Origin of the sequence: Saccharopolyspora gloriosae, from assembly GCF_022828475.1 — a bacterium.
In the GTDB taxonomy this organism is placed as follows: domain Bacteria; phylum Actinomycetota; class Actinomycetes; order Mycobacteriales; family Pseudonocardiaceae; genus Saccharopolyspora_C; species Saccharopolyspora_C gloriosae_A.
Window position 1 is genome coordinate 3,743,942 of the sequence record NZ_CP059557.1, and the last position, 18,645, is coordinate 3,762,586.

Genomic DNA, 18,645 nt, shown 5'->3' on the forward strand with positions numbered 1-18,645 from the left:
CACCGCAGTTCCGGGGTGCGGCCGGGTCCGGCCGCACCCCGTCCCATCGTCCCGGCGGACCGCCGGTCGCGAACACCACGCAGGAGAAACCCCATGCACACCCGTCCCCTCGGACGCACCGGCATCCAGGTCAGCCCCTACGCCCTGGGCACCATGAAGTTCGGGCGAGCGGGCAACCCCGACCACAACGACTGCGTCCGCGTCGTCCACCGCGCGCTCGACGGCGGGATCAACCTCATCGACACCGCCGACGTGTACGGCGGCGAGGGCGAATCCGAGCAGATCGTCGGGAAGGCGTTGCGCGGCCGCCGGGACGACGTCGTCCTCGCCACCAAGGTCAACGGCCCGATGGGACCGGGACCCAACCAGCGTGGCAACTCCCGCCGCTGGATCGTCTCCGCCGTCGAAGCGTCCCTGCGCCGCCTCGGTGTCGACCACATCGATCTGTACCAGGTGCACCACCCCGATCCGGCCACCGACATCGAGGAAACCCTGAGCGCGCTGACCGATCTGCTCCGCTCGGGCAAGGTGCGGGCCATCGGCCACTCCAACCTGCCGCCCTCGGAGATCGTCGAAGCCCAATGGGTGTCCGAACGGCGTGGGCTGGCCCGGTTCCGCTCCGAGCAGCCGCACTACTCGATCCTCAACCGAGGGGTCGAGCGTGAGATCTTCCCGGTCTGCCAGCGCTACGGCCTGGGCACCTTGGTGTGGAGCCCGCTGTCGCTGGGGTTGCTCACCGGTCGCTTCCGCAAGCGCGGCGGAGAAGCGGTCTCGGCCGCCAACCTGAACTGGGTACCTCGGCACATGACCGATGAGCGCAAGCTCGACGCCGTCGAGGCGCTCCTGCCGGTCGCCGAGCAGGCCGGGCTGCCGATGGCCCACTTAGCGCTGGCGTTCGTCGTCGCCCACCCCGCGGTCACCTCGGCGATCATCGGACCCCGCACCGTGGAGCAGCTGGACGACCTGCTTGCGGGAGCAGGCACCTCCCTGGATGACGACCTCCTCGATCGCATCGACGACATCGTGCCGCCGGGAACCGACGTGGGTCCGGTCGACGTGGCGTACGTACCGCCGCAGCTCCACCGGCCGGAGCTGCGCCGCCGCGCCGCGAACGACCGAGCCGCCGCATGACGATCAGATCGTCGCCAGGACAGCGGTTTCGCCGAGCAGGTGGGCCAGGTCAGAAAATGATCCCGCAGCGAGCAGGCCGCTGATGTTCGGTCACCCGCACCACTACGCGATTCACTCCGCAAGATCGGGCTCGATGGCGCCGTCGTCGTGCAGGCGTATTGCGAAGTGCAGCTCGTAGCGCACCGAGGGTCCGTGCAGCAGGGATCGTTCGAGCAGGCGCTCGATGCGCACGATCCGCTTGCGCACTGCCGGAACCGACAGCTCCAGGGTCCGCGCCGCCGCTTCCAGCCGGGCGCCGCCGTCCAGCCACGCCCGCAGCGTGTCGAGCAGGTGCTCCTCGGCGGTGTGCAGGGGTTCGAGCTGACGCGTCATCCACGCCCGCACCTCACTGGTTCCCAGCAGATCCGGCAGCTCCGGACCTGCCGAGTCCGCCTCTGCCGACTCCACACCCGCCGGTTGCGCGCCCGCTTGTTGCGCGTTCGGTTCCGCCGACCGGGCCGCCAGGTGCAACGCCAGGTGCAACCGGGCCTGGGTGGGCAGATCTCGCACATCGCAGTCCAAGATGCGTTCGAGCTGCGCAATCCTGGACGTCAGCGTGTTGCGGTGGATCTTGAGCTGGCGGGCCGCACCGGTGCCGAAGTTCAGCCACGACCCCAGCGTGAGCTCCAGCGCCTCCGCGTCCGGGTCCTGCGTGCGGGCGGGTTCGAACGCCCGCAACGGCGCCAGGATCCGCGTGGCCCAGCTCTCCCCCGCCGGTCCGACGATCGCGGCGAGGCTCTCCTGGAAGGCGAACATCTCGAACGAACCGGTCCCGCCCCGAGCCGCCGCCAGCGCGTGGAACGCCTGCTCGTAGCCGACCGCCACCTCGCGCAGGGCCACGACCTGGCTCGCGCCGACGCGAATCCGGTCCGGCCCCGCCACGACCTTGCGCACCAGTTCCTCGACGGCGTCGGCGAGGCGGTGATGCTCGTGCTCGCCCGCGGGCACCAGCACGATCAGGTGCTTGACGTACACCGGGCAGTGCACGATCCACGCCCGGTCGCCGGTGATCCGCGAGATCCGCGCCGCCAGCGAGTCCCGGTCCACCTTGCCCGCCTGGACCACGTACACCGTCAGGAAGGTCGGCAGCCGCGGGGTGAGGGTGCTCGCGACCCGCTGCGCGCTGTCCGGATGGCCCAGCATCAGCAGGTGCATCACCACCTCGCGGATGGCGGTGGCGGCCTGGCCGACGCGCTGCGCCGACCGCAGTGCTTCGTCGGCTCGCCAGCGCATCCACAGCAGGCGTGCCACGTCCGCGATGAGCCGATCGACGCCCTGGTACGCCGCCGCGCGTGCCGAGATCAGCAGGATCGGTGCGACCGGATCCGTGTCGATGGTCTGCACGGACACCATCCGATCACCGTGGTGCACGGCTGCGGAGCGCGCCTGGCCGGCACGGATCCGGTTCAGGTCGGTTTCGATCGCCGCCAGCTCGGCCGCGTCCACCTGGGTGTCCGCCGGTGTCAGGGCACCTTCGGCGTCGACCAGCGCCACCCTTCCGCGCACGGCGTCGGCGACCCGGCGGATCAGCAACCGCGTGCCGTCCGGGCTCATCGCGTCGTGATGCAGACGGCGGAGCCGTTCAGCGTCGTTGTCCGGTTCGGTGAGTGAGTTCCGCTGCGGCACGGGGAACGACCTTATCGGCCGCGCTCGCGGCGTAGCGCGATCGGCCCTGGACAGCGCAGTACACCGCTGGCATATTCCAGCTGCCGCGAGCGCTCAGCCACGCAGCAATTTCTTACCAGCGACTCCGCTGACTGGGCGAGATGAAACTTCCCCGGCTAGTGGATCAAGCTCTAGCCTTGGTTCTTCGCGGGGGCATCGAGTTCGGGCGACCTGGGGGCGCCCGAACTCGGTCAGCACGGCCGCGCTTCTCCCGTGAGCGCGCCAGTACTTCACGCGGCAGGCGGGATCCTCCCCGGACTCGCCTGCCGCGTGGAGATCAATGCACCGCGATCAGGCCCAGCGCCAGCCCGGCCGCGATGACGACCAGCGACACCAGCAACGCCCACTTGATCGCGAACCGGTGCTGGTCGCCGAGATCCACCTTCGCCAGCCCGATCAGCACGTACATCGCAGGCACCAGCGGGCTGAGCATGTGGATCGGCTGCCCCAGCAGCGAGGCCCGCGCCACCTCCATCGCCGAGATCCCGTGCTGCGCCGCCGTTTCCGCGAGGATCGGCACCACGCCGAAGTAGAAGGCGTCGTTGCTCATGAAGAACGTGAACGGAATGCTCAGCACCGCGATCACGATGCTGAAGTACGGGAACAGCGCATCCGGCATGCCGTGCAGCAGGTACTGCGCCATCTCCTCGATCATCCCGGTGCCCGAGAGCACCCCGGTGAACACCGCCGCGGCGAACACCATCGACACCACGGCGACCACGCTGTCCGCGTGCGAGGCGATGCGGGCCGTCTGCTCCTTGATGCTCGGGTAGTTCACGATCAGCGCGATCCCGGTCCCGATCATGAACAGCACCGCGATGGGCAGCACCCCGGAGATCAACGCGATCAGCAGCGCCACGGTCAGCGCCGTGTTGAACCAGATCAGCTTCGGCCGCAGGCTGTCGCGATCCGGTGCCAGCACGTCGAAATCTCCGCCGGAGCCCGGCGCGTCGCCGGTGCCAGCGGACCCCGTCGTTCCCAGGTCCGCGCCGGCCGCGCCCACTCCGGCCAGCGCCGGTTCGGCGATGCGGGACCGCAGCTTCGCCCGCTCCCGCAACCCGAGCACGTAGGCGATCACGAACACCGTCACCAGGCCTGCGGCCAGCGCCGGGATCATCGGCACGAACATCTCCTGCGGATCCAGGCGCAGCACGCTCGCCGCCCGCGCGGCCGGACCGCCCCACGGCACGACGTTGAGGATCGCGTTCGTCATGCAGGCCAAGCCCGTCATCAGCACCGGGCTGACTTCCAGCTTGCGGTAGATCGGCAGCAACGCCGAAACGGTGATCATGAACGTCGTGGTGCCGTCGCCGTCGAGCGAGACCACGGCGACCAGGGCCACCGTTCCCATGATCAGCTTCAACGGGTCGTTGCCGGTGAGCCGGACGACCACCCGAGCCACCGGGTCGAACAACCCCGCGTCGATCATGATCCCGAAGTAGAGGATGGCGAACATCAGCATCGCCGCGGTCGGCGCCAGCGAGGTGATGCCCTCGGTGACCATGTCGCCCAGATCAGGGGCGAAACCGGCTATCACCGCGAACATCGCGGGAATGACGATCAACGCGACCATCGGAGCCAGCCGCTTGCTCATCACCAGATAGAGAAAGACCGACACCATTGCCAAGCCGAGCAACGCGATCAACGCACTACCCCCCTTCGAACCACGACGTGGCCCACGTAACACCGTTGTTCCATTTCGCGGAACCGTAGGTGTTGCACGCCTGCAACGGGAGGGTTGCTGACCTTGTACACCTATTCCGCATTCGGCACGTTCTGCTCGTTCTGCTCACCGACCGACCCGCGCATCGGCGAGCCACCGCGATGATCTTGTGATGTGTCTTGTCAGCGGCGAAGCCGCTGAGCAGCGACCAGCTCGAGCAAAAACACCACCGGCGGGTTCTCGGCGTCTTCCTCGCGAGGACGGCTTTTCCCTCGTGGCGGAGCCACTCGGGAAAAGATCCCGCAGCGAGGAAGGCGCTGAGGTTCCACTACCCGACCCACTACGCAGGTCATTCCGACGAAGCTGGTTAAAGTCGGTGCATGTCGCGCCGTCCCATGCGGTTCGCGAGACAAGTGCTGGCGTTGCAGATCGGACTGATCGTCCTGGTCACCGGCATCGGTTTCGGAGTCGCCGCCGCACTGCTCGATCGTGGTCTCGTCGACCAGTACGGGCAGCGCGCGCTCGGCGTGGCCCGCGCGGTCGCGGCCGACGACCAGCTCGCCCGCGCGGTCACCGATCCCGCGCTGCGACCGCTGGTCGCGGACAAGGCCGAACGCGCCCGGGCCGCCACCGGCGCCCTGTTCATCGTCGTCACCGACGACCGCGGCGTCCGCCTCTCGCACCCCGTCGCCGAGGAGATCGGCGACCCCGTCAGCACCGACCCCTCCCAGGCCCTCGCCGGACGCGAGGTGATCAACGTGCAGCGCGGGACGCTCGGCTGGTCCGCGCGCGGCAAGGTCCCGCTGCGCGCCGCCGACGACGACGTCGTCGGCCAGGTCAGCGTCGGATTCGACGCGCGCGAGATCGACACCTCGTTCCTGCGCCTGCTCGGCACCTCCGCCGCGCTGGCCGCCGGCGCGCTGCTGCTCGGCATCGCCGGGTCCGCACTGCTCACCCGTCTGCTCAAACGGCGCACGCTCGGCCTCGAACCGCACGAACTCGCGGAACTACTGCGGCAACGGGAGGCAGTGCTCTACGGAATCGGCGAAGGCGTGCTCGCCATGGACGCCGCGGAGCGGATCACGGTGTGCAACGGGGAAACCGAGCGGCTGCTGGGCCGGCGCGTCGAACCGGGCACCTCGGTCCGGGATCTCGACCTGCCACCGCGGCTGCTCTCGGCATTGCTGGCGCAACACCCGGTCGACAACCTGATCACGGTGACCGCGGACCGGGTGCTCGTGGTGCACCACCGCCCGGTGCGGCGCGACGGCATCGACCTCGGCGCGGTCGTCACCCTGCGCGACCGCACCGACCTGGACAAGCTCACCCGCGAGCTGGAGTCGGTGCGCGGCACCGCCGACGTGCTGCGGGCACAGCGCCACGAATTCACCAACCGGCTGCACGCGCTGTCCGGACTGTTGCAGACCGGACACCGCCAAGAAGCAGAGGACTACCTGCAAGCCCTGTTCAGCGGTTCGATCGCCGGGCTGGGACCGGCGGCCGACGCGGTGCGGGACTCCTACCTCGTGTCCTTCCTCGGTGCGAAGAAGGCCGCAGCCGCGGAAAAGGACGTGGCGCTGGAACTCGGAGAGACCAGCTGGGTCGCCACCGGCGTGATCGCGCCCGTCGAGGTGACCACCGTGCTCGGGAACCTGGTCGACAACGCCTGCGACGCCGCCCGGTCCGGCGACCGCCGCCCGGCTCGGGTCGAAGTCGACCTGCTCTCGGACGGCACGACCCTGCACCTGTCGGTTCTCGACACCGGAGCCGGTGTGCCCGACGCGCTGCGCGAGGAGGTGTTCACCGAAGGAACGTCCACAAAGGATGATGAGGGGCACGGCATCGGGCTGGCGCTGGCCCGGCAGGCCGCGCACAGCCTCGGCGGCGAAGTCCGGCTCGCCGACCCCGGCGGCGGAACGACCGGCCACGGGGCGGTGTTCGTGGCCCGGCTGCCCGGAGCGCTCGCAGCGGCGAACGAAGAACAGGAGACGAAACGATGATCCGGGTACTCGTGGTCGAAGACGACTTCCGCGTGGCGCAGGTGCATGCCGAATTCACCGATCGGGTGCGCGGATTCCACACCGTCGGCATCGCGCACTCGGCCGCCGAGGCCCGCGATCTCATCGCCGAGCACCGTCCCGAACTGATCCTGCTCGACAACTACCTGCCGGACGGCCCGGGCATCGCACTGCTCGCCGAGCTCGACATCGACACGATCATGCTCACCGCCGCGTCCGACCCTGCGTCGGTGCGCGCCGCGCTCGCGGCCGGAGCGTTGAACTACCTGGTCAAGCCGTTCACCGCACACCAGTTGAAGGACCGGCTGACCGCCTACGCGCACTACCGGTCACGGCTGCCCGCGACCGACGGCACGGTCGACCAGGAGGAAATCGACCGGGCCATGCGGTCGCTGCGCGAAGGAGATCGGCCCGGTTCGCCCAAAGGCCAGTCCAACATCACCACCAAACTCATCACCGATGCGCTGCGCGCCGCCGACGCACCGAGATCCGCCGCCGAGATCGCCGACGAGCTGGGCATCGCCCGCGCCACCGCCCAGCGCTACCTCGCCGGACTCGCCCAAGACGGCAAGGTGACCATGACCTTGCGCTACGGAGCCAGCGGACGACCTGAACATCAGTACTCGTGGGCGTATCCCGCAGAATGATCTGCGTGGTGGGTCGGGTGGCGGGTTCTTGACGTGGGCTATGCGCTTCGCGCATACAAGCACGGCTACGCCGCAAGGCACGGCTCCGCCGCCAGGATTCGGTTTTGCCGCCGGCACGATCACAAGATCGTTCCGCGTGGGGCCGTTAGGGGCTGGTGGAGGCTCCGGCGAGGTGGTAGTCGCGCAGCACGTGGAGCATGGCTTGCAGCGAGAGCTCGTCGGGGTTGCGGAGGCGGGCCTTTTCGGATGCGCGCAGGGACGCTGCCGGGTTCATGCCCAGGGCGCGCATCCACCGGGCGAAGTCCGGGTGGGACATGGTTCCTCGTGCCGCATGGGGGCTCAGGTCCAGCAGCGCCGTCAGCACCGGCGTGAGCAACCGGTTGAAGGCGGCCTCACCCTGCTCGAAAAGCAAATTCTCACATGCCTCGTGAAATCGATCCCGGCTGATCGTCGACCCCGCAGCGGCCGTCAGCGCGATGTACTCGAATAACCAACACAACGAGTTTCGCAATCTGTTCATGTCCAGCGGCGCACCGGCTCGAAATTCGCGGACCACTCGTTCCGCTTCCATCGTCCAGTCGCAACGTTGCACCGCTCCTTTTCCTGCCGGCCTCCGCACCGTGGCCCGCGGCTCACATCTGCGGCCCATCACGACATGCACCATGACCCCCACCTATTTCTTCCCCTGCATTCGGACCGGCGACGGAACCCTCGAATCAGCCGACCTGGTGCGAGCCTCCGGGCAGCGCTTCCAAGAACGTGCGGAACGAATCCGGATCGACACCGAACGGTCCTTGCAATGGCTGCATGAGTTGCACCGAAAGGTAAATGGTGAGCCCGAGCGTCAGCGTGAGCAGCGCCATGGTGGCCACGTTCGCCGGACGGGCGCTGAGCCCGACCAGCAACGGGAACACGATCATCAGCACCGCACCGAGGACGCTCCCCACGAGCAGCACCGCGTTGAAGCTCTGGTCGTCGGTGGCCACGTCGACCCGTTCCCGGTGTCCCTCGTCGATCTGGCGCACATCGGCGAGCACCTGCTCCCGCGCCGACTTCAGCACCTCCGTGTCGGCGGGCAGCGCGATCGCCTCCGCCCGCAGCCCGACGAGCAGCCGGCCCGTCTCCGCGTCGGCCTGCCCCTGGCTCAGCGCACTCCACTCGTGCTCGGCGACCCGGTGGGCGTACTGCTGAGTCAGCGAGCGAATGGACTCGGCCTGCTCAGCGGGCACCGCGGCCACCTGCCAGTACGCGTCGTTGAGCGCGTTGACCTCTTGCTGTGCCGCCTTGTCGATGTCGTCGCCGTTCTGCCACGCGAACACGATGTAGAACGCGAGCAGCACGGTGAACAGCGCGTTGAGCACGCCGCCGACGAACGACTGCGAATCGGAGTCGGAGTCGCCCGCGGCGACCGCTTCGCGACGAGCGCTCAGCAACGTGACCGCGGCTACGCCCGCGGTGATCAATACGAGCACCAGAAAGATTAGGAAGATCACGAAATATCCGTTCCTGACGGCGACCGGCCGCCAACGCCGGTCGAACACGACCGGGCGACGTCGGCTTGTGCTGTGGGATGACCGGGACGAACCACTCGAAATGGCGCGGACCAAGCGGAGCCGGCTCTGGAGGCCGACTGGATATCTCCGGTCCACCGCGCAGAAGCCTACCTACCACGCTCCGTTCAAAGGAGGAACTTTCCAAGCGTCAGCCGCAAAATTCACCGAATAGGGTGATCTTGAACGATTGCCGAAACTGTTTGCCGAGCTAGCCGATTCCACTTACCGCAGCAGAGTGAAGACATCTTCGCTGGCCAACAAGTCCATTAGACCTAAGTGGACTTTCACTGAAGAGTGATCGAGCCTCGGATTTCGAGGTGCTACGGTTTTTACCGGTGCCGGATAAGACCGTGCCATCTCCGGCGATTCCAACGTTTTGCGCAACCCCGAGGGGGTGAGATGTTGCGGCGGCAATCCATTCTGAACCGACGTTCCGCGGTGCTGGCGTGCTGCGGGTTCACGCTGCTGATCCCGCTGCTGACATCCGCGTACATCCCGCCTCAGCCGGCCCCGCCCGCTCCCGCCCGCGACGGGCAGGACATCGGCTGGCCGTTCGAACATCCCGCGCTGTCCCTGCGCACCGAAGTCCAACCCGCTGCGGCGCGGCCGGGCGACCCGATCACGCAGACCGCGGTCATCGGCAACACCGGCGACACCAAGCTCGCCGGAATCGCCGTGACACTGGATTCGGGTCCGTGCCACGAAGTTCTCGGTCCACTCCGGCCGAACACGACGCGGTCGGTCTCGTGCTCCGGCACCGCACCCGCGGATGGCCGGGTGTCCGCACGTGCGGTCGGCATGACCCACAGCGGCATGTCGGCGATCGCGCACGCAGCCACGAAGATCGCCGAACCTCCCGCTCCCGAACTGCCGTCCGTCTCGCTGGAGATCCTGCCCGCCCGGGCGGGAACGGTTCCGGTACGAGTGCGCAACACCTCGAACGTCCCATTGCTGGAAGTCCAGGTCACGGGTGAACCACCGGCGTGCCGACGCGAGCTCGGCACGCTGGAGCCCGGCCGCTCGGTGACCTACACGTGCGAGGCACGGCCCGGTGAGACGGTCGGCCTCGCGGTCTCCGCTCGCTCGCTCGCAGGCGAGACCACCGCGGCGGACGCACTCATGGTCATGCCCGTGCCACCGCCGCCCGCCGCCGCCGAAGCTTCCCCACCGGCCGAAAAAGAGCCACCGCCCGCGGCGCGGCCCGTTCCACCTCCCGTCGAACACACCGACGTGAAACTCGCGGATTCCAGCGGGCCACGGGAATCCCCCGCCCAGACCGCCGGATTCATCGCGGTGCTCGGCGTGCTCGTGATGATGGTCAGCGTCGGTGCGCTGTCCACCGCCACCAGGCCGGGCCGATGACCCGAGTCCGAGCCGGAAACAGCGCCGAGTCCGGAATCGCCGGCGCTCCCGGGATCGCCGGGCGGATCCTCCGACACAGAACAGGAATGACAGCATGCGACTGACCGCACGGCTGCTGCTGGCAGTGACCGCCGCAGCCCTCACCGTCGGATTCCCCACGGCCGCCGCGAGCGCCGCCGACACCGGCCAGGTCCTGATCTTCAGCACCGAGCTCGAACCGGTGGCGACCTACGACTCGTCCAGCGGGTGCGAGAAGGCCCCGGCGACCGCGCACGTACTGATCAACGACACCGATGACCCCGTGCGGATCTACGCCGACCCGTTCTGCGTGACGCCGTCACTCGTCATCGCCCCCGGTCACGGCGCGCACATCCCGCCGGGCACCGGCAGCTTCTCGGCCTGACGCAGCGGTACTGGAACCACCATCGGCCGAGGAGTCGGATGATGTCTGTTGATCTCGTTGTGGTCGGACTCGGCTACGTCGGCTTACCACTGGCGTCCGCCGCTTGCACCGCCGAACTGCGCACGGTCGGATTGGACGTTTCCGACGAGGTCGTGGCCGGGCTGAACGCGGGCCGGTCGCACGTCGGAGACGTGCCGCACGAGGCCGTGGCGGAGATGGTCGCAGCCGGGTTCACCGCCACCACCGACCCGGCCGTGCTGGGCACGGCGGACACCATCGTCCTCTGCGTCCCCACCGGGCTGTCCCCGGCGGGAGAACCGGATCTCAGCGCGGTGCGGAGAGCGGCGGAGACCGTCGCCGCCCGGCTGCGGACCGGAACCCTGGTCGTCCTGGAATCAACCAGCCACCCCGGCACCACCGAGGAGGTCGTGCGGCCGATCTTGGAGCGTGCCAGCGGGCTGCGGGTCGGCGAGGACTTCCACTTGGTGTACTCGCCGGAGCGGATCGATCCGGGCAACGAGCGGTTCTCGATGCACAACACTCCGAAGATCATCAGTGGTTGCACGCCGCTGTGCGCCAAGTACGGTGTCGCCTTCTACGGGAGGTTCGTCGAATCCCTGGTGGTCTCCCGCGGAACCAGGGAAGCCGAGATGGCGAAGCTCCTGGAGAACAGCTACCGCTACGTGAACATCGCGCTGGTGAACGAAGTCGCGCTGTTCTGCGACCGGATGGGCATCGACGTGTGGGACGTGCTGCACTGCGCAGGCACGAAACCGTTCGGATTCGCCCCGTTCCAGCCCGGCCCCGGCGTCGGTGGCCACTGCATCCCCGTCGACCCGCGCTATCTGGAGAGCAAGGCGCGCAGCGCGGGGTTCACCTTCGACACGTTGTCCGCCGCCCGCGCGGTCAACGAACGGATGCCCTCGCACGTGGTGCTGCGCGCGGCCGAACTGCTCGCCGCACGAGCCAGGACGCTCGCCGGATCGAAGATCCTGCTGCTGGGCGTCGCGTACAAGCGCGACGTCGCCGACACCCGGGAATCACCCGCGTACCCGGTCGCCGAAGAACTGCTCACCCGCGGGGCCGACGTCTCGTTCCACGATCCCGAAGTAGCCGAGTTCGAAGTGGACGGTCATCGGGTCCGCAAAGAACAACGGCTTCCGGAGGCGTTGTCCGACGCGGATCTGGTGGTCCTGCTCCAGGCCCACTCCTGCTACGACCTCGTCGAGATATCCAACTCCGGTTGCACGCTGCTCGACACCCGCGGCAAGTCCGCGGGTGGCGCGGTGACCCTGCTTTGACCCGCCGCACCGATTCGCACCCGAATCGGGACCGATCTTGCGCGGAGCCAGGACTCCGCGCGGGCCGCCCACACCGTTCCGACAGGCGTGGGCGGAGCACCTGTTCAACAACGATTCATCAAGGAGGATGGCCATGACTGCGGCTATCGCGAATGACCGCCTGCGCAAGCGCTTCGCCAAGTGGGACCTGGACGGCAGCGGCCGTCTGGAGCGCGCGGACTTCGAAAAGGAAGCCGTGCAGATCGCCCAGGCCTTCGGCAAGGACGTCGAGAGCGCCGAGGCGCAGGCGGTCCGGGACGCGCTCACCGGTCTGTTCGAGTACCTGGCGAACGCCGGCGGCCTGACCGCGGGCGGGGCGCTGTCGGAGGACGAGTTCCTCCGCATCACCCAGAAGCTCATCTTCGAGGACGGCGAAGCCGAATTCAACAAGGTGCTCGGTCCCTTGGTGCGCAGCATCATCGGCCTGTGCGACAAGAACGCCGACGGCAAGATCGACGCCGAGGAGTTCGCCTCTTGGCTCAACGCCGTCGGCTTGGACCGCGCCCACGCGGCGCAAGCGTTCGTCGACGTGGACACCGACTCCAACGGTGAGCTCACCGCGGACGAACTGCTCGCCGCCGTGCGGGAGTTCCACTTCGGTCGCCTCGACGTCGAACTGCTGGGCTGACCGGAAACCATGCCCAACGGCCGGTGAACTTCCTGCGGGAAGGTCACCGGCCGTTGTCGTCGGAGGCCCGCGTGGGTGTCCCGTGGCGGAACCTCAGTGGCTTCCTCGCTGCGGGATCTTTTTCCCGAGTGACTTCCACCACGAGGGGAAAAGCCGTCCTCGCGAGGAAGCCACTGAGAACCCGCCGGTGGTCACCTTGCTTGCGTGGGCTGTGCGCTTCGCGCATCCAGGCACGGCTTCGCCGCAAGGCACCGCTCCGCCGCGAGGATCGGGCTCGCCGATGGCTAGGCTACCGACGGGTCGTCTTCCGCGGAGCCGCTTCGAAACGTTCCGCCGTCATGCGCGGGTCGGCGCCTGGTCGAATGCGATGGGTGTTTCCGGTATGAGGCCGATCTCCTCGCCGGTGCACGGGATCTCGGTGCGTACCAGGATGTTGTAGTGGTTCGGGTAGTGGCATGCGTCGAATCCGAGCACGGTACCGATGAGCCGGTCGCCGATGCGGAGTTCGTCGCCGCGGTCGAGGACGCCGGCGCCGCCGAACTCGGCGAAGCCGAGGAACCCGACCCGGTCGATGCGGGACCCGGTGGCGGTGTCGCAGTGGTCGGTGGTGACCAGCTCATGCACCTCACCCGCTCGGATGCAGCGGCTCGCATGCGGTTCGAGCGACATGCCCCGATCCTCCCGGCGGTGCCGCAGCACCTTCACGACGGTGGCGCGCAGACCGCGTTTGCGGCCGTCCTCGTGCGGGTTCATGCCAAGCCCTCCCATTCCGGTGCGGTGTCGAGGAATTCGACTCGGTAGACCGCGTCGACCAGTTCCAGCGCGGCGAGCCCGCCATCGGGCCGCCGGGCCGCGTCCTCGTGCCGCGCGTCGAGCACGGCGCCGAAGTCGGTGAGGATCCCGACGTACTCGTGCCACAGAGAGGCCTTGAAACCCTGGTGGCCGTGCAGCATGTCCGCGTAGTGGACCGTGCCGTCGGTGCACCGGACCTCGACGTCCTTGGTCTCACCGAGATGGGACCAGTCGAGTTCGACGACGGCGGGCACCCCGGTCGCGGAACGCAGCTCGACCACGGCCTGCCGGTCGGTCCCGTTCTCGTCTCTGCTGATGGTCACGCCCGCCGATTCGACGTCGCCGAGGAACAGCCGCACCAGGTCGAAGGCGTTCGGGCCGTTGTCGGCCACGCAGCCGCCGCCGCAACGGCCCGAGTCGAGGTACCAGGTGTCGCCGCCGATGTGCTCCTCGATGCGTTCCAGGTAGCGCACCGTCATCGACTCGACCGGACCGCGACCCTGCAGTTCTTCCCGCAACCGGAGCACGTTGTCGTTGTAGCGGCGGTGGAACGCGGTGAACAGCGGGGTGTCCTCGGTGATGAACTCGGTGAGCGCCCTGGCCTCGTCGAGGTCGACCGCGAGGGGTTTCTCCACGCACACCGGCACGCCCGCCTCCAGCGCGTCGCGGCAGATCGTCGCGTGCACATCGTTGGGCACCACCACGATCACGGCGTCCAGCGCGACGGTCGCGAGCAGGTCGCGGTGATCCCGGAAACCGGGAACGTGACCGCGGTGCACGGCCAACGCGGACCCGCGCACATCGCACACGGCGACGAGTTCCCAGTCGGAGAGTTCGTCGACGGCCGCCAGGTAGTACTTCGAAATCGTGCCGAGGCCGATCACGGCCACCCGGCGAGGCTTCTCCGGTGTCGTCAACGCGCACCTCCGGTTCCGGCGGAGGGCAGGCCCAGCTCGACCAGTTCACGGTGCACGTGCTCGCGCAGCGGCACGCCTTCGCTCCGGCGGCGCGCGGCCAGTTCCGCCTCGTGCCAGCCCGGATAGCCGACCGTGTCGCCCGGTGCGCTCGGCGGGCAGTTCAGCAGTGTGCCGAACAGGTTCCGCGCGCCGTCGGCGAATTCGCCTTGGGGGCGCAGCAGGTCCGGGGCGATCGCCAGCACGAAGTAGCCGATGTCGTCGTCGCGGCCGTGCGGACCGCCGTCGCCGTGCAGCGCTTCCGGGGCCGGACCGAGCCCGGCTCCCGGCAGCAACGCGGACAGCAGTTCCACGACGAGCCCGAGCCCGAACCCCTTGTGCGCGCCGGTGTCCGGGTCGCCGCCCAGCCAGCGCAGGTGCGCGTTGCCGCGGTCGAACTCGGCCGGGTCGGTGACGGTCGCGCCGGAGTCGTCGGCGAGCCATCCCGCCGGTACCCGTTCACCGCTGCTCGCGGCGACACGAACCTTTCCGGTGGGGACCACGGTGGTGCTCATGTCCAGCACGAAGGGGTGGCCGTCGACGGCGGGGGCGGCGACGCTGATGGGATTGGTGCCCAGCATGGTCAACGCCCCCAGCGGTGGGCGGGCTATTCGCTGGCCTCCGCAGTTGCTCGCGACGATCCCGATCAGGCCGGCTTCGGCGGCGCGGGCGGCGTGGAAACCGGCGCAGCCGAAGTGCGTGCCGCCTCGGACCGACACCATCCCGATGCCGTGCTCGGCGGCGCGGGCCACCGCGGAGTCCGTCGCCTCGACGGCGGCCCACAGGCCGAGCGCGCGGCGAGCGTCCACGGTGGCGCAGGCACCGAGGTCGGTGAGCACTCGGGGTTCCGCGGCGGGATCGATGCGTCCGGATCGCAGCAGCGGCAGGTACAGCCGGGTGAGGTTGAACAGGCCGTGCGAGTCGAATCCGCACAGATCGCCGTAGCACAGCGCGTCGGCCGCGAGGTGCGCTCGGCGATCAGGTATCCCGTGCTCGGCGAACACGCCTGCGGTGAACGCGTGCAGGTCCGCGTGGGACACCGTGAGACGTTGCCCGGAGTGTGCGATCTCCGGCAGCAGTGTCATCAGGTGGTCTCCTTCCTGGCACCGTCGTGGTGCCGCTCGGTGAACTCGGTGAGCAACGACGTGACCGCGCGGGCGAAGTCCCGCAGTTCGGCGACGTCGGCGTATTCGCCTTCGGCGTGCGCGTGATTGGTCTCCAGCGAGCCCGGCCCCAGCACTGCCGTGGCGGTGTCCGGGATCCCGTGCATCCAGATGGCGTCGCAGGTGAACGCGGGCAGCGTGTCCGGCCACCGCTTGATGCCCGCGGCGGCGAACAGGTCCTGCGCCCACGTCGGGGCGGCGTCGAGGCAGGGCAGGCCGCGTTTGAGCCAGTCCACCCGCAGGATCTCGGCCGCGTGCGCGGCGGTGCGGGCGAATTCCCTGGTGCGGTCGAAGATCTCGGCGAACTCGCGCACCCCGGAGCGCACCGCCGCCAACAGCGCGCGTTCGGCCTCGGCTCCTTCGCGCGCGGTGGCGTAGGACAGGTTCAGCAACAGGCTTCCGCTGCCGTAGACCCGGTTGTGCTGCGCTCCGGTGTGCAGACCGGCGACGCAGCAGCGGCCGGGCCGGTCCCGGGGGTCGAGGTGCCGCGCGAGGTGCTGGGCGAGGAATCCCAGCAGCACCGACGCGTTGTGCCCGGCCGCCGGTTCGTCGTCGATGGCGCCGTGCCCGTCGACCCGGATCCGCGCGGTCATCGACGCGGTGGCGCGGGTCAGGTATCGCAGTCCGGTCGGTTCGCAGAACACGTTGAGCCGCCCGAAGAATCCGGCCTCGACCAGCGGACGGGTCCCGTAGGTGCCCATCGCGCCGCCTTCCTCACCGGACACGATCTGCACCAGCACTCCGACGTCGCGGCCCAGCGCGGGGTTCGCCGCGACCGCCGCGCGGATGCCCGCCAGCAGGGCCACCGCCGGGCCTTTCGCGTCGATCGCACCGCGTCCGGTGATCCGGTCTCCGGCGCAGGACACGGGTTCGACGCCCGCCACGGTGTCCAGGTGCGCGTTGAACATCACCGTGCGCTCCGGCGGCAGTTCCGGGCCGAGCCGCAGCACCAGGTTCGGCTGCTCGGCGAGGAAGTCCGCGGTGGCGACGTCCCGCACGGTGCGGGGCACGTCGTCGCGCTCCAGCACAGCGGGCTCCGGCGGGGCGTGGTGGGCGATGTCGAATCCGATCGACTCCGCCGCGCGGGCGTAGGTGCGCTGGGCCTGCCACATCCGGGCGGGCGGCTCCGACGATTCCAGCGGGTTCACCGTCGGCAGCAGCAGCAGTTCCCGCAGCAGATTCCGGTCCGCCGAGCCGAACGGGTCGCCGGACATCAGGACCGGCCGTGCGCCGGGGTGCCTGCCGCGTACGGCGCGAGCAGCTCCCGCAACGTCCGCTCCAGGTTCCGGCCCGCGTCGACGAACCGGTCGGCGGCGGACTCGTCGGCGCTCACGCCGTCGTGCGGACGGGTCACCAGGTGCGGCTCCAGCGAGAAGGTGCCCGCGTAACCGGAGTTGAGCAGCAACCGCAGGCACTCCACCACCCGCGCGTTCCCGTCACCCGGACGCACGTAGGTCGCCGCTCCGGGTGAGCCGGTCGCGTCTTTGACGTGCACGTGGGCCACGTGGCCCGCGATGGGACGCAGCAGGTCGAGGGCCTCGTAGCCGTGGTCGATGCCGTTGCCGGTGTCGAACAGCAGCCGCAGCGACGGGGCCGCCGCCAGCAGCCGCGACATCCGATCGGCGTCGGTGGCGGCCCAGCCCGCGCAATTTTCGTGCAGCAGCGTGATCCCGTGCTCCACGGCGCGTTCGGCGAGCAGCGCGACGCGTTCCCGCGCACGAGCTCCCCATTCGGGTTCGCCGAGTCCGTCGTTGGGATACGACATGATCCGCACGTAGCGGGTGCCGAATTCGCCGCACTGCTCGGCGAGCGCGTCGAGTTCGCGCAGGTCCGCGTCGAACGGGGCCGTGATCGGGCGTTCCCAGTTCCCGATTCGCGAGGCCAGGCACACCACGTCGAGTTCCGCGGCCCGCACCTGCCGGACCGTGCGCCGCAGGTCGTCCGCGGTCAGGTCCGCCAGCGCGACACCGTCCACGGTGCGCAGTTCGATGCCGGACCAGCCGAGCCTGCGAATCGCGGCGAGCTGCCCGGTCAGGTCCACGGCGGCCTCATCGCCGATACCGGCGAGCTTCGGCCGCAAGTCACCCTGCATGATCTGAGGTCCTCCTCCACTGTGGAGCGGGGCCGGTCCAGCCCCGGCAGTGCTGTTTCGCCGCTGACAGCAGGCGAATCACTTCGCACTGCAGCGCGAAGCGGTCGTCGGCGGCGGAGTCGGGGGCCGGTCCGATGGCGTTGAACCGGCGGTAGGTGCGCAGCGTGAACTCGGTGAGCGCGTCGTCCGGGAACACCGACCACTGCTCGTCGGGACCGTGCACGCTCAGCTGCGCGTGGTGGTCCTGGTCGCTGAGCGGGTAGTGCCCGACCGCCCGTCCGCGCTCGAATACGAGCTCGACACGACGTTCCCGCACGGGGGCGGTCAGGTCGGAGCTGATGTCGGTGCGCACCCCTTGGTGGTGGCGCAGCGCGAGCCGGGCGCCGCCCATCCCGGGCAGCACCAGGTCCGCGAAGCGCATGTCGGTGCTGCCCGCGTCGAGCAGCTCGGCGGAGCCCGCCAGGCGCAGCGCCGCGCCGAGCGCGTGCGGGATCTCCACGTCGAAGGCCGTCGGGTGACCGTGGGTGGAGATCGAGTGCGTGAACCGGGGTTTGTGCTGGTGGAACGAGATCGACCGCAGTTGCCCCAGGGTTCGCCGGTCGACGAGCTCGGCGAGCCTGCGGGTGAGCTCCGCGTCCAGCCAGTGCGCCACCACCGCCAGCCGCATCCCGTACCGGCTGCGGAGCCGGTTGATCTCCGCCAGTCCCGCGAGGTCCGAAGCCAACGGCTTTTCCACGATGACCTGGCGGAATCCGAGCTCGGCGAGCTCGGTGAGCAGCGCGGGCCGGTCGACCGGTGGCGTGCACAGGTGGACCACGGTGCGCGCCGGGGACACGAGTTCGGCGGCGGCGCGCACCGATTCCGCCACGATCACCCCGGTCAGGGCGCGGCGGGCGCGGGGCGCCGGGTCGCAGGCGATGATCGCGCCGGGGCGGAACAGGTCGCGGTCGAGTTCCCGTGCCTGCGCCAGCACGCGCAGGTGCAGGCCCGCACCGGCGCGTCCGAGGCCGACCACGAGTGAGTGCAGCATCGTGCTCCGTTGCTCTGTGAGGGTGTGCTGTGGTGACAGTTCCGCGAGGAGGTGTTTCCGCCGTTGTTCGCACGGACCGGTCAGCGGAATCGTGGTGATTCAGTCCTTTGAGGACGGATTCCGGTCGGAAACCCGACGGATTCGGGCAATGGCCGTGCCCGCACTG

At 69.3% G+C, this 18,645-nt stretch carries 17 protein-coding genes; 7 read left to right on the plus strand and 10 right to left on the minus strand.

Translation table 11 applies throughout. The annotated features are described in order from the left end of the window. Positions 1-93 precede the first annotated feature (93 nt). On the plus strand, positions 94-1,131 hold the full coding sequence (locus H2Q94_RS16065; RefSeq protein ID WP_243787934.1) for an aldo/keto reductase: 1,038 nt from the start codon (positions 94-96) through the stop codon (positions 1,129-1,131). A gap of 111 nt (positions 1,132-1,242) precedes the next feature. Here H2Q94_RS16065 and H2Q94_RS30710 read toward each other — a convergent pair whose 3' ends face one another. After that, the gene (locus H2Q94_RS30710) at positions 1,243-2,796 is read right to left on the minus strand and encodes a helix-turn-helix domain-containing protein (RefSeq protein WP_309501036.1); all 1,554 of its coding nucleotides are present in this window, start codon (positions 2,794-2,796) and stop codon (positions 1,243-1,245) included. A gap of 316 nt (positions 2,797-3,112) precedes the next feature. Next, on the minus strand, positions 3,113-4,522 hold the full coding sequence (locus tag H2Q94_RS16075; RefSeq protein ID WP_258718613.1) for a CitMHS family transporter: 1,410 nt from the start codon (positions 4,520-4,522) through the stop codon (positions 3,113-3,115). A gap of 356 nt (positions 4,523-4,878) precedes the next feature. Here H2Q94_RS16075 and H2Q94_RS16080 point away from each other — a divergent pair, with 356 nt between their 5' ends. Beyond that, positions 4,879-6,498 carry a sensor histidine kinase gene (locus tag H2Q94_RS16080; protein ID WP_243787937.1) on the plus strand — a complete coding sequence of 540 codons (1,620 nt, stop codon included), beginning with the start codon at positions 4,879-4,881 and terminating at the stop codon, positions 6,496-6,498. Next, positions 6,495-7,163 (plus strand): response regulator, encoded by a 669-nt coding sequence (locus tag H2Q94_RS16085; RefSeq protein WP_243787938.1) that lies wholly within the window; start codon positions 6,495-6,497, stop codon positions 7,161-7,163. Before H2Q94_RS16080 ends, H2Q94_RS16085 begins: the two co-directional genes overlap by 4 nt. A gap of 145 nt (positions 7,164-7,308) precedes the next feature. Here the strand turns inward: H2Q94_RS16085 and H2Q94_RS16090 are convergent, their stop codons facing one another. Both H2Q94_RS16090 and H2Q94_RS16095 read right to left on the minus strand, forming a co-directional pair. Beyond that, positions 7,309-7,827, minus strand: coding sequence for a hypothetical protein (locus H2Q94_RS16090; protein ID WP_243787939.1), 519 nt, complete (start codon positions 7,825-7,827; stop codon positions 7,309-7,311). A gap of 52 nt (positions 7,828-7,879) precedes the next feature. Continuing rightward, a complete protein-coding gene (locus H2Q94_RS16095) occupies positions 7,880-8,656 on the minus strand; it encodes a bestrophin-like domain (RefSeq protein WP_243787940.1) in 777 nt (258 codons plus the stop codon). Positions 8,657-9,115: 459 nt separating this feature from the next. Between H2Q94_RS16095 and H2Q94_RS16100 the strand changes: the two genes are divergently transcribed. The 4 genes from H2Q94_RS16100 to H2Q94_RS16115 all read left to right on the plus strand — a co-directional run bounded on the left by H2Q94_RS16100 (position 9,116) and on the right by H2Q94_RS16115 (position 12,449). Then, the gene (locus H2Q94_RS16100; protein ID WP_243787941.1) at positions 9,116-10,078 is read left to right on the plus strand and encodes a hypothetical protein; all 963 of its coding nucleotides are present in this window, start codon (positions 9,116-9,118) and stop codon (positions 10,076-10,078) included. A 94-nt stretch (positions 10,079-10,172) separates the two neighbouring features. After that, on the plus strand, positions 10,173-10,481 hold the full coding sequence (locus H2Q94_RS16105) for a hypothetical protein (protein WP_243787942.1): 309 nt from the start codon (positions 10,173-10,175) through the stop codon (positions 10,479-10,481). Between the two features lie 41 nt (positions 10,482-10,522). After that, a complete protein-coding gene (locus tag H2Q94_RS16110) occupies positions 10,523-11,782 on the plus strand; it encodes a nucleotide sugar dehydrogenase (RefSeq protein WP_243795741.1) in 1,260 nt (419 codons plus the stop codon). Between the two features lie 133 nt (positions 11,783-11,915). Further along, positions 11,916-12,449 (plus strand): EF-hand domain-containing protein, encoded by a 534-nt coding sequence (locus H2Q94_RS16115; RefSeq protein ID WP_243787943.1) that lies wholly within the window; start codon positions 11,916-11,918, stop codon positions 12,447-12,449. 336 nt (positions 12,450-12,785) lie between these two features. Here the strand turns inward: H2Q94_RS16115 and H2Q94_RS16120 are convergent, their stop codons facing one another. Genes H2Q94_RS16120 through H2Q94_RS16145 form a run of 6 tightly spaced genes read right to left on the minus strand, consistent with a single transcriptional unit; the run spans position 12,786 to position 18,479 of the window. Beyond that, a complete protein-coding gene (locus H2Q94_RS16120) occupies positions 12,786-13,202 on the minus strand; it encodes a DUF6917 domain-containing protein (RefSeq protein WP_243787945.1) in 417 nt (138 codons plus the stop codon). Beyond that, positions 13,199-14,158 carry a Gfo/Idh/MocA family protein gene (locus tag H2Q94_RS16125; protein ID WP_243787947.1) on the minus strand — a complete coding sequence of 320 codons (960 nt, stop codon included), beginning with the start codon at positions 14,156-14,158 and terminating at the stop codon, positions 13,199-13,201. Before H2Q94_RS16125 ends, H2Q94_RS16120 begins: the two co-directional genes overlap by 4 nt. Then, positions 14,155-15,279, minus strand: coding sequence for an Ldh family oxidoreductase (locus H2Q94_RS16130; protein WP_243787949.1), 1,125 nt, complete (start codon positions 15,277-15,279; stop codon positions 14,155-14,157). Before H2Q94_RS16130 ends, H2Q94_RS16125 begins: the two co-directional genes overlap by 4 nt. Beyond that, positions 15,279-16,571: a M20 family metallopeptidase gene (locus H2Q94_RS16135; protein ID WP_243787950.1), complete on the minus strand. Its 1,293-nt coding sequence runs from the start codon at positions 16,569-16,571 to the stop codon at positions 15,279-15,281. The genes H2Q94_RS16130 and H2Q94_RS16135 overlap by 1 nt, the downstream gene beginning before the upstream one ends. Beyond that, complete coding sequence (locus H2Q94_RS16140) at positions 16,571-17,449, minus strand: sugar phosphate isomerase/epimerase family protein (RefSeq protein WP_243787952.1); 879 nt, start codon at positions 17,447-17,449, stop codon at positions 16,571-16,573. Before H2Q94_RS16140 ends, H2Q94_RS16135 begins: the two co-directional genes overlap by 1 nt. Beyond that, positions 17,439-18,479, minus strand: a complete 1,041-nt coding sequence (locus H2Q94_RS16145; RefSeq protein WP_243787954.1) for a Gfo/Idh/MocA family oxidoreductase — start codon at positions 18,477-18,479, stop codon at positions 17,439-17,441. The genes H2Q94_RS16140 and H2Q94_RS16145 overlap by 11 nt, the downstream gene beginning before the upstream one ends. Positions 18,480-18,645 lie beyond the last annotated feature (166 nt).

Bases quoted from the DNA above. Each gene is read 5' to 3' on its own strand.
- H2Q94_RS16065 (WP_243787934.1), top strand. From the start codon at position 94: ATGCACACCCGTCCCCTCGGACGCACCGGCATCCAGGTCAGCCCCTAC.
- H2Q94_RS16080 (WP_243787937.1), top strand. From the start codon at position 4,879: ATGTCGCGCCGTCCCATGCGGTTCGCGAGACAAGTGCTGGCGTTGCAG.
- H2Q94_RS16085 (WP_243787938.1), top strand. From the start codon at position 6,495: ATGATCCGGGTACTCGTGGTCGAAGACGACTTCCGCGTGGCGCAGGTG.
- H2Q94_RS16090 (WP_243787939.1), bottom strand. From the start codon at position 7,827: ATGGTGCATGTCGTGATGGGCCGCAGATGTGAGCCGCGGGCCACGGTG.
- H2Q94_RS16100 (WP_243787941.1), top strand. From the start codon at position 9,116: ATGTTGCGGCGGCAATCCATTCTGAACCGACGTTCCGCGGTGCTGGCG.
- H2Q94_RS16105 (WP_243787942.1), top strand. From the start codon at position 10,173: ATGCGACTGACCGCACGGCTGCTGCTGGCAGTGACCGCCGCAGCCCTC.
- H2Q94_RS16110 (WP_243795741.1), top strand. From the start codon at position 10,523: ATGTCTGTTGATCTCGTTGTGGTCGGACTCGGCTACGTCGGCTTACCA.
- H2Q94_RS16115 (WP_243787943.1), top strand. From the start codon at position 11,916: ATGACTGCGGCTATCGCGAATGACCGCCTGCGCAAGCGCTTCGCCAAG.
- H2Q94_RS16120 (WP_243787945.1), bottom strand. From the start codon at position 13,202: ATGAACCCGCACGAGGACGGCCGCAAACGCGGTCTGCGCGCCACCGTC.
- H2Q94_RS16130 (WP_243787949.1), bottom strand. From the start codon at position 15,279: ATGACACTGCTGCCGGAGATCGCACACTCCGGGCAACGTCTCACGGTG.
- H2Q94_RS16135 (WP_243787950.1), bottom strand. From the start codon at position 16,571: ATGTCCGGCGACCCGTTCGGCTCGGCGGACCGGAATCTGCTGCGGGAA.
- H2Q94_RS16140 (WP_243787952.1), bottom strand. From the start codon at position 17,449: ATGCAGGGTGACTTGCGGCCGAAGCTCGCCGGTATCGGCGATGAGGCC.
- H2Q94_RS16145 (WP_243787954.1), bottom strand. From the start codon at position 18,479: ATGCTGCACTCACTCGTGGTCGGCCTCGGACGCGCCGGTGCGGGCCTG.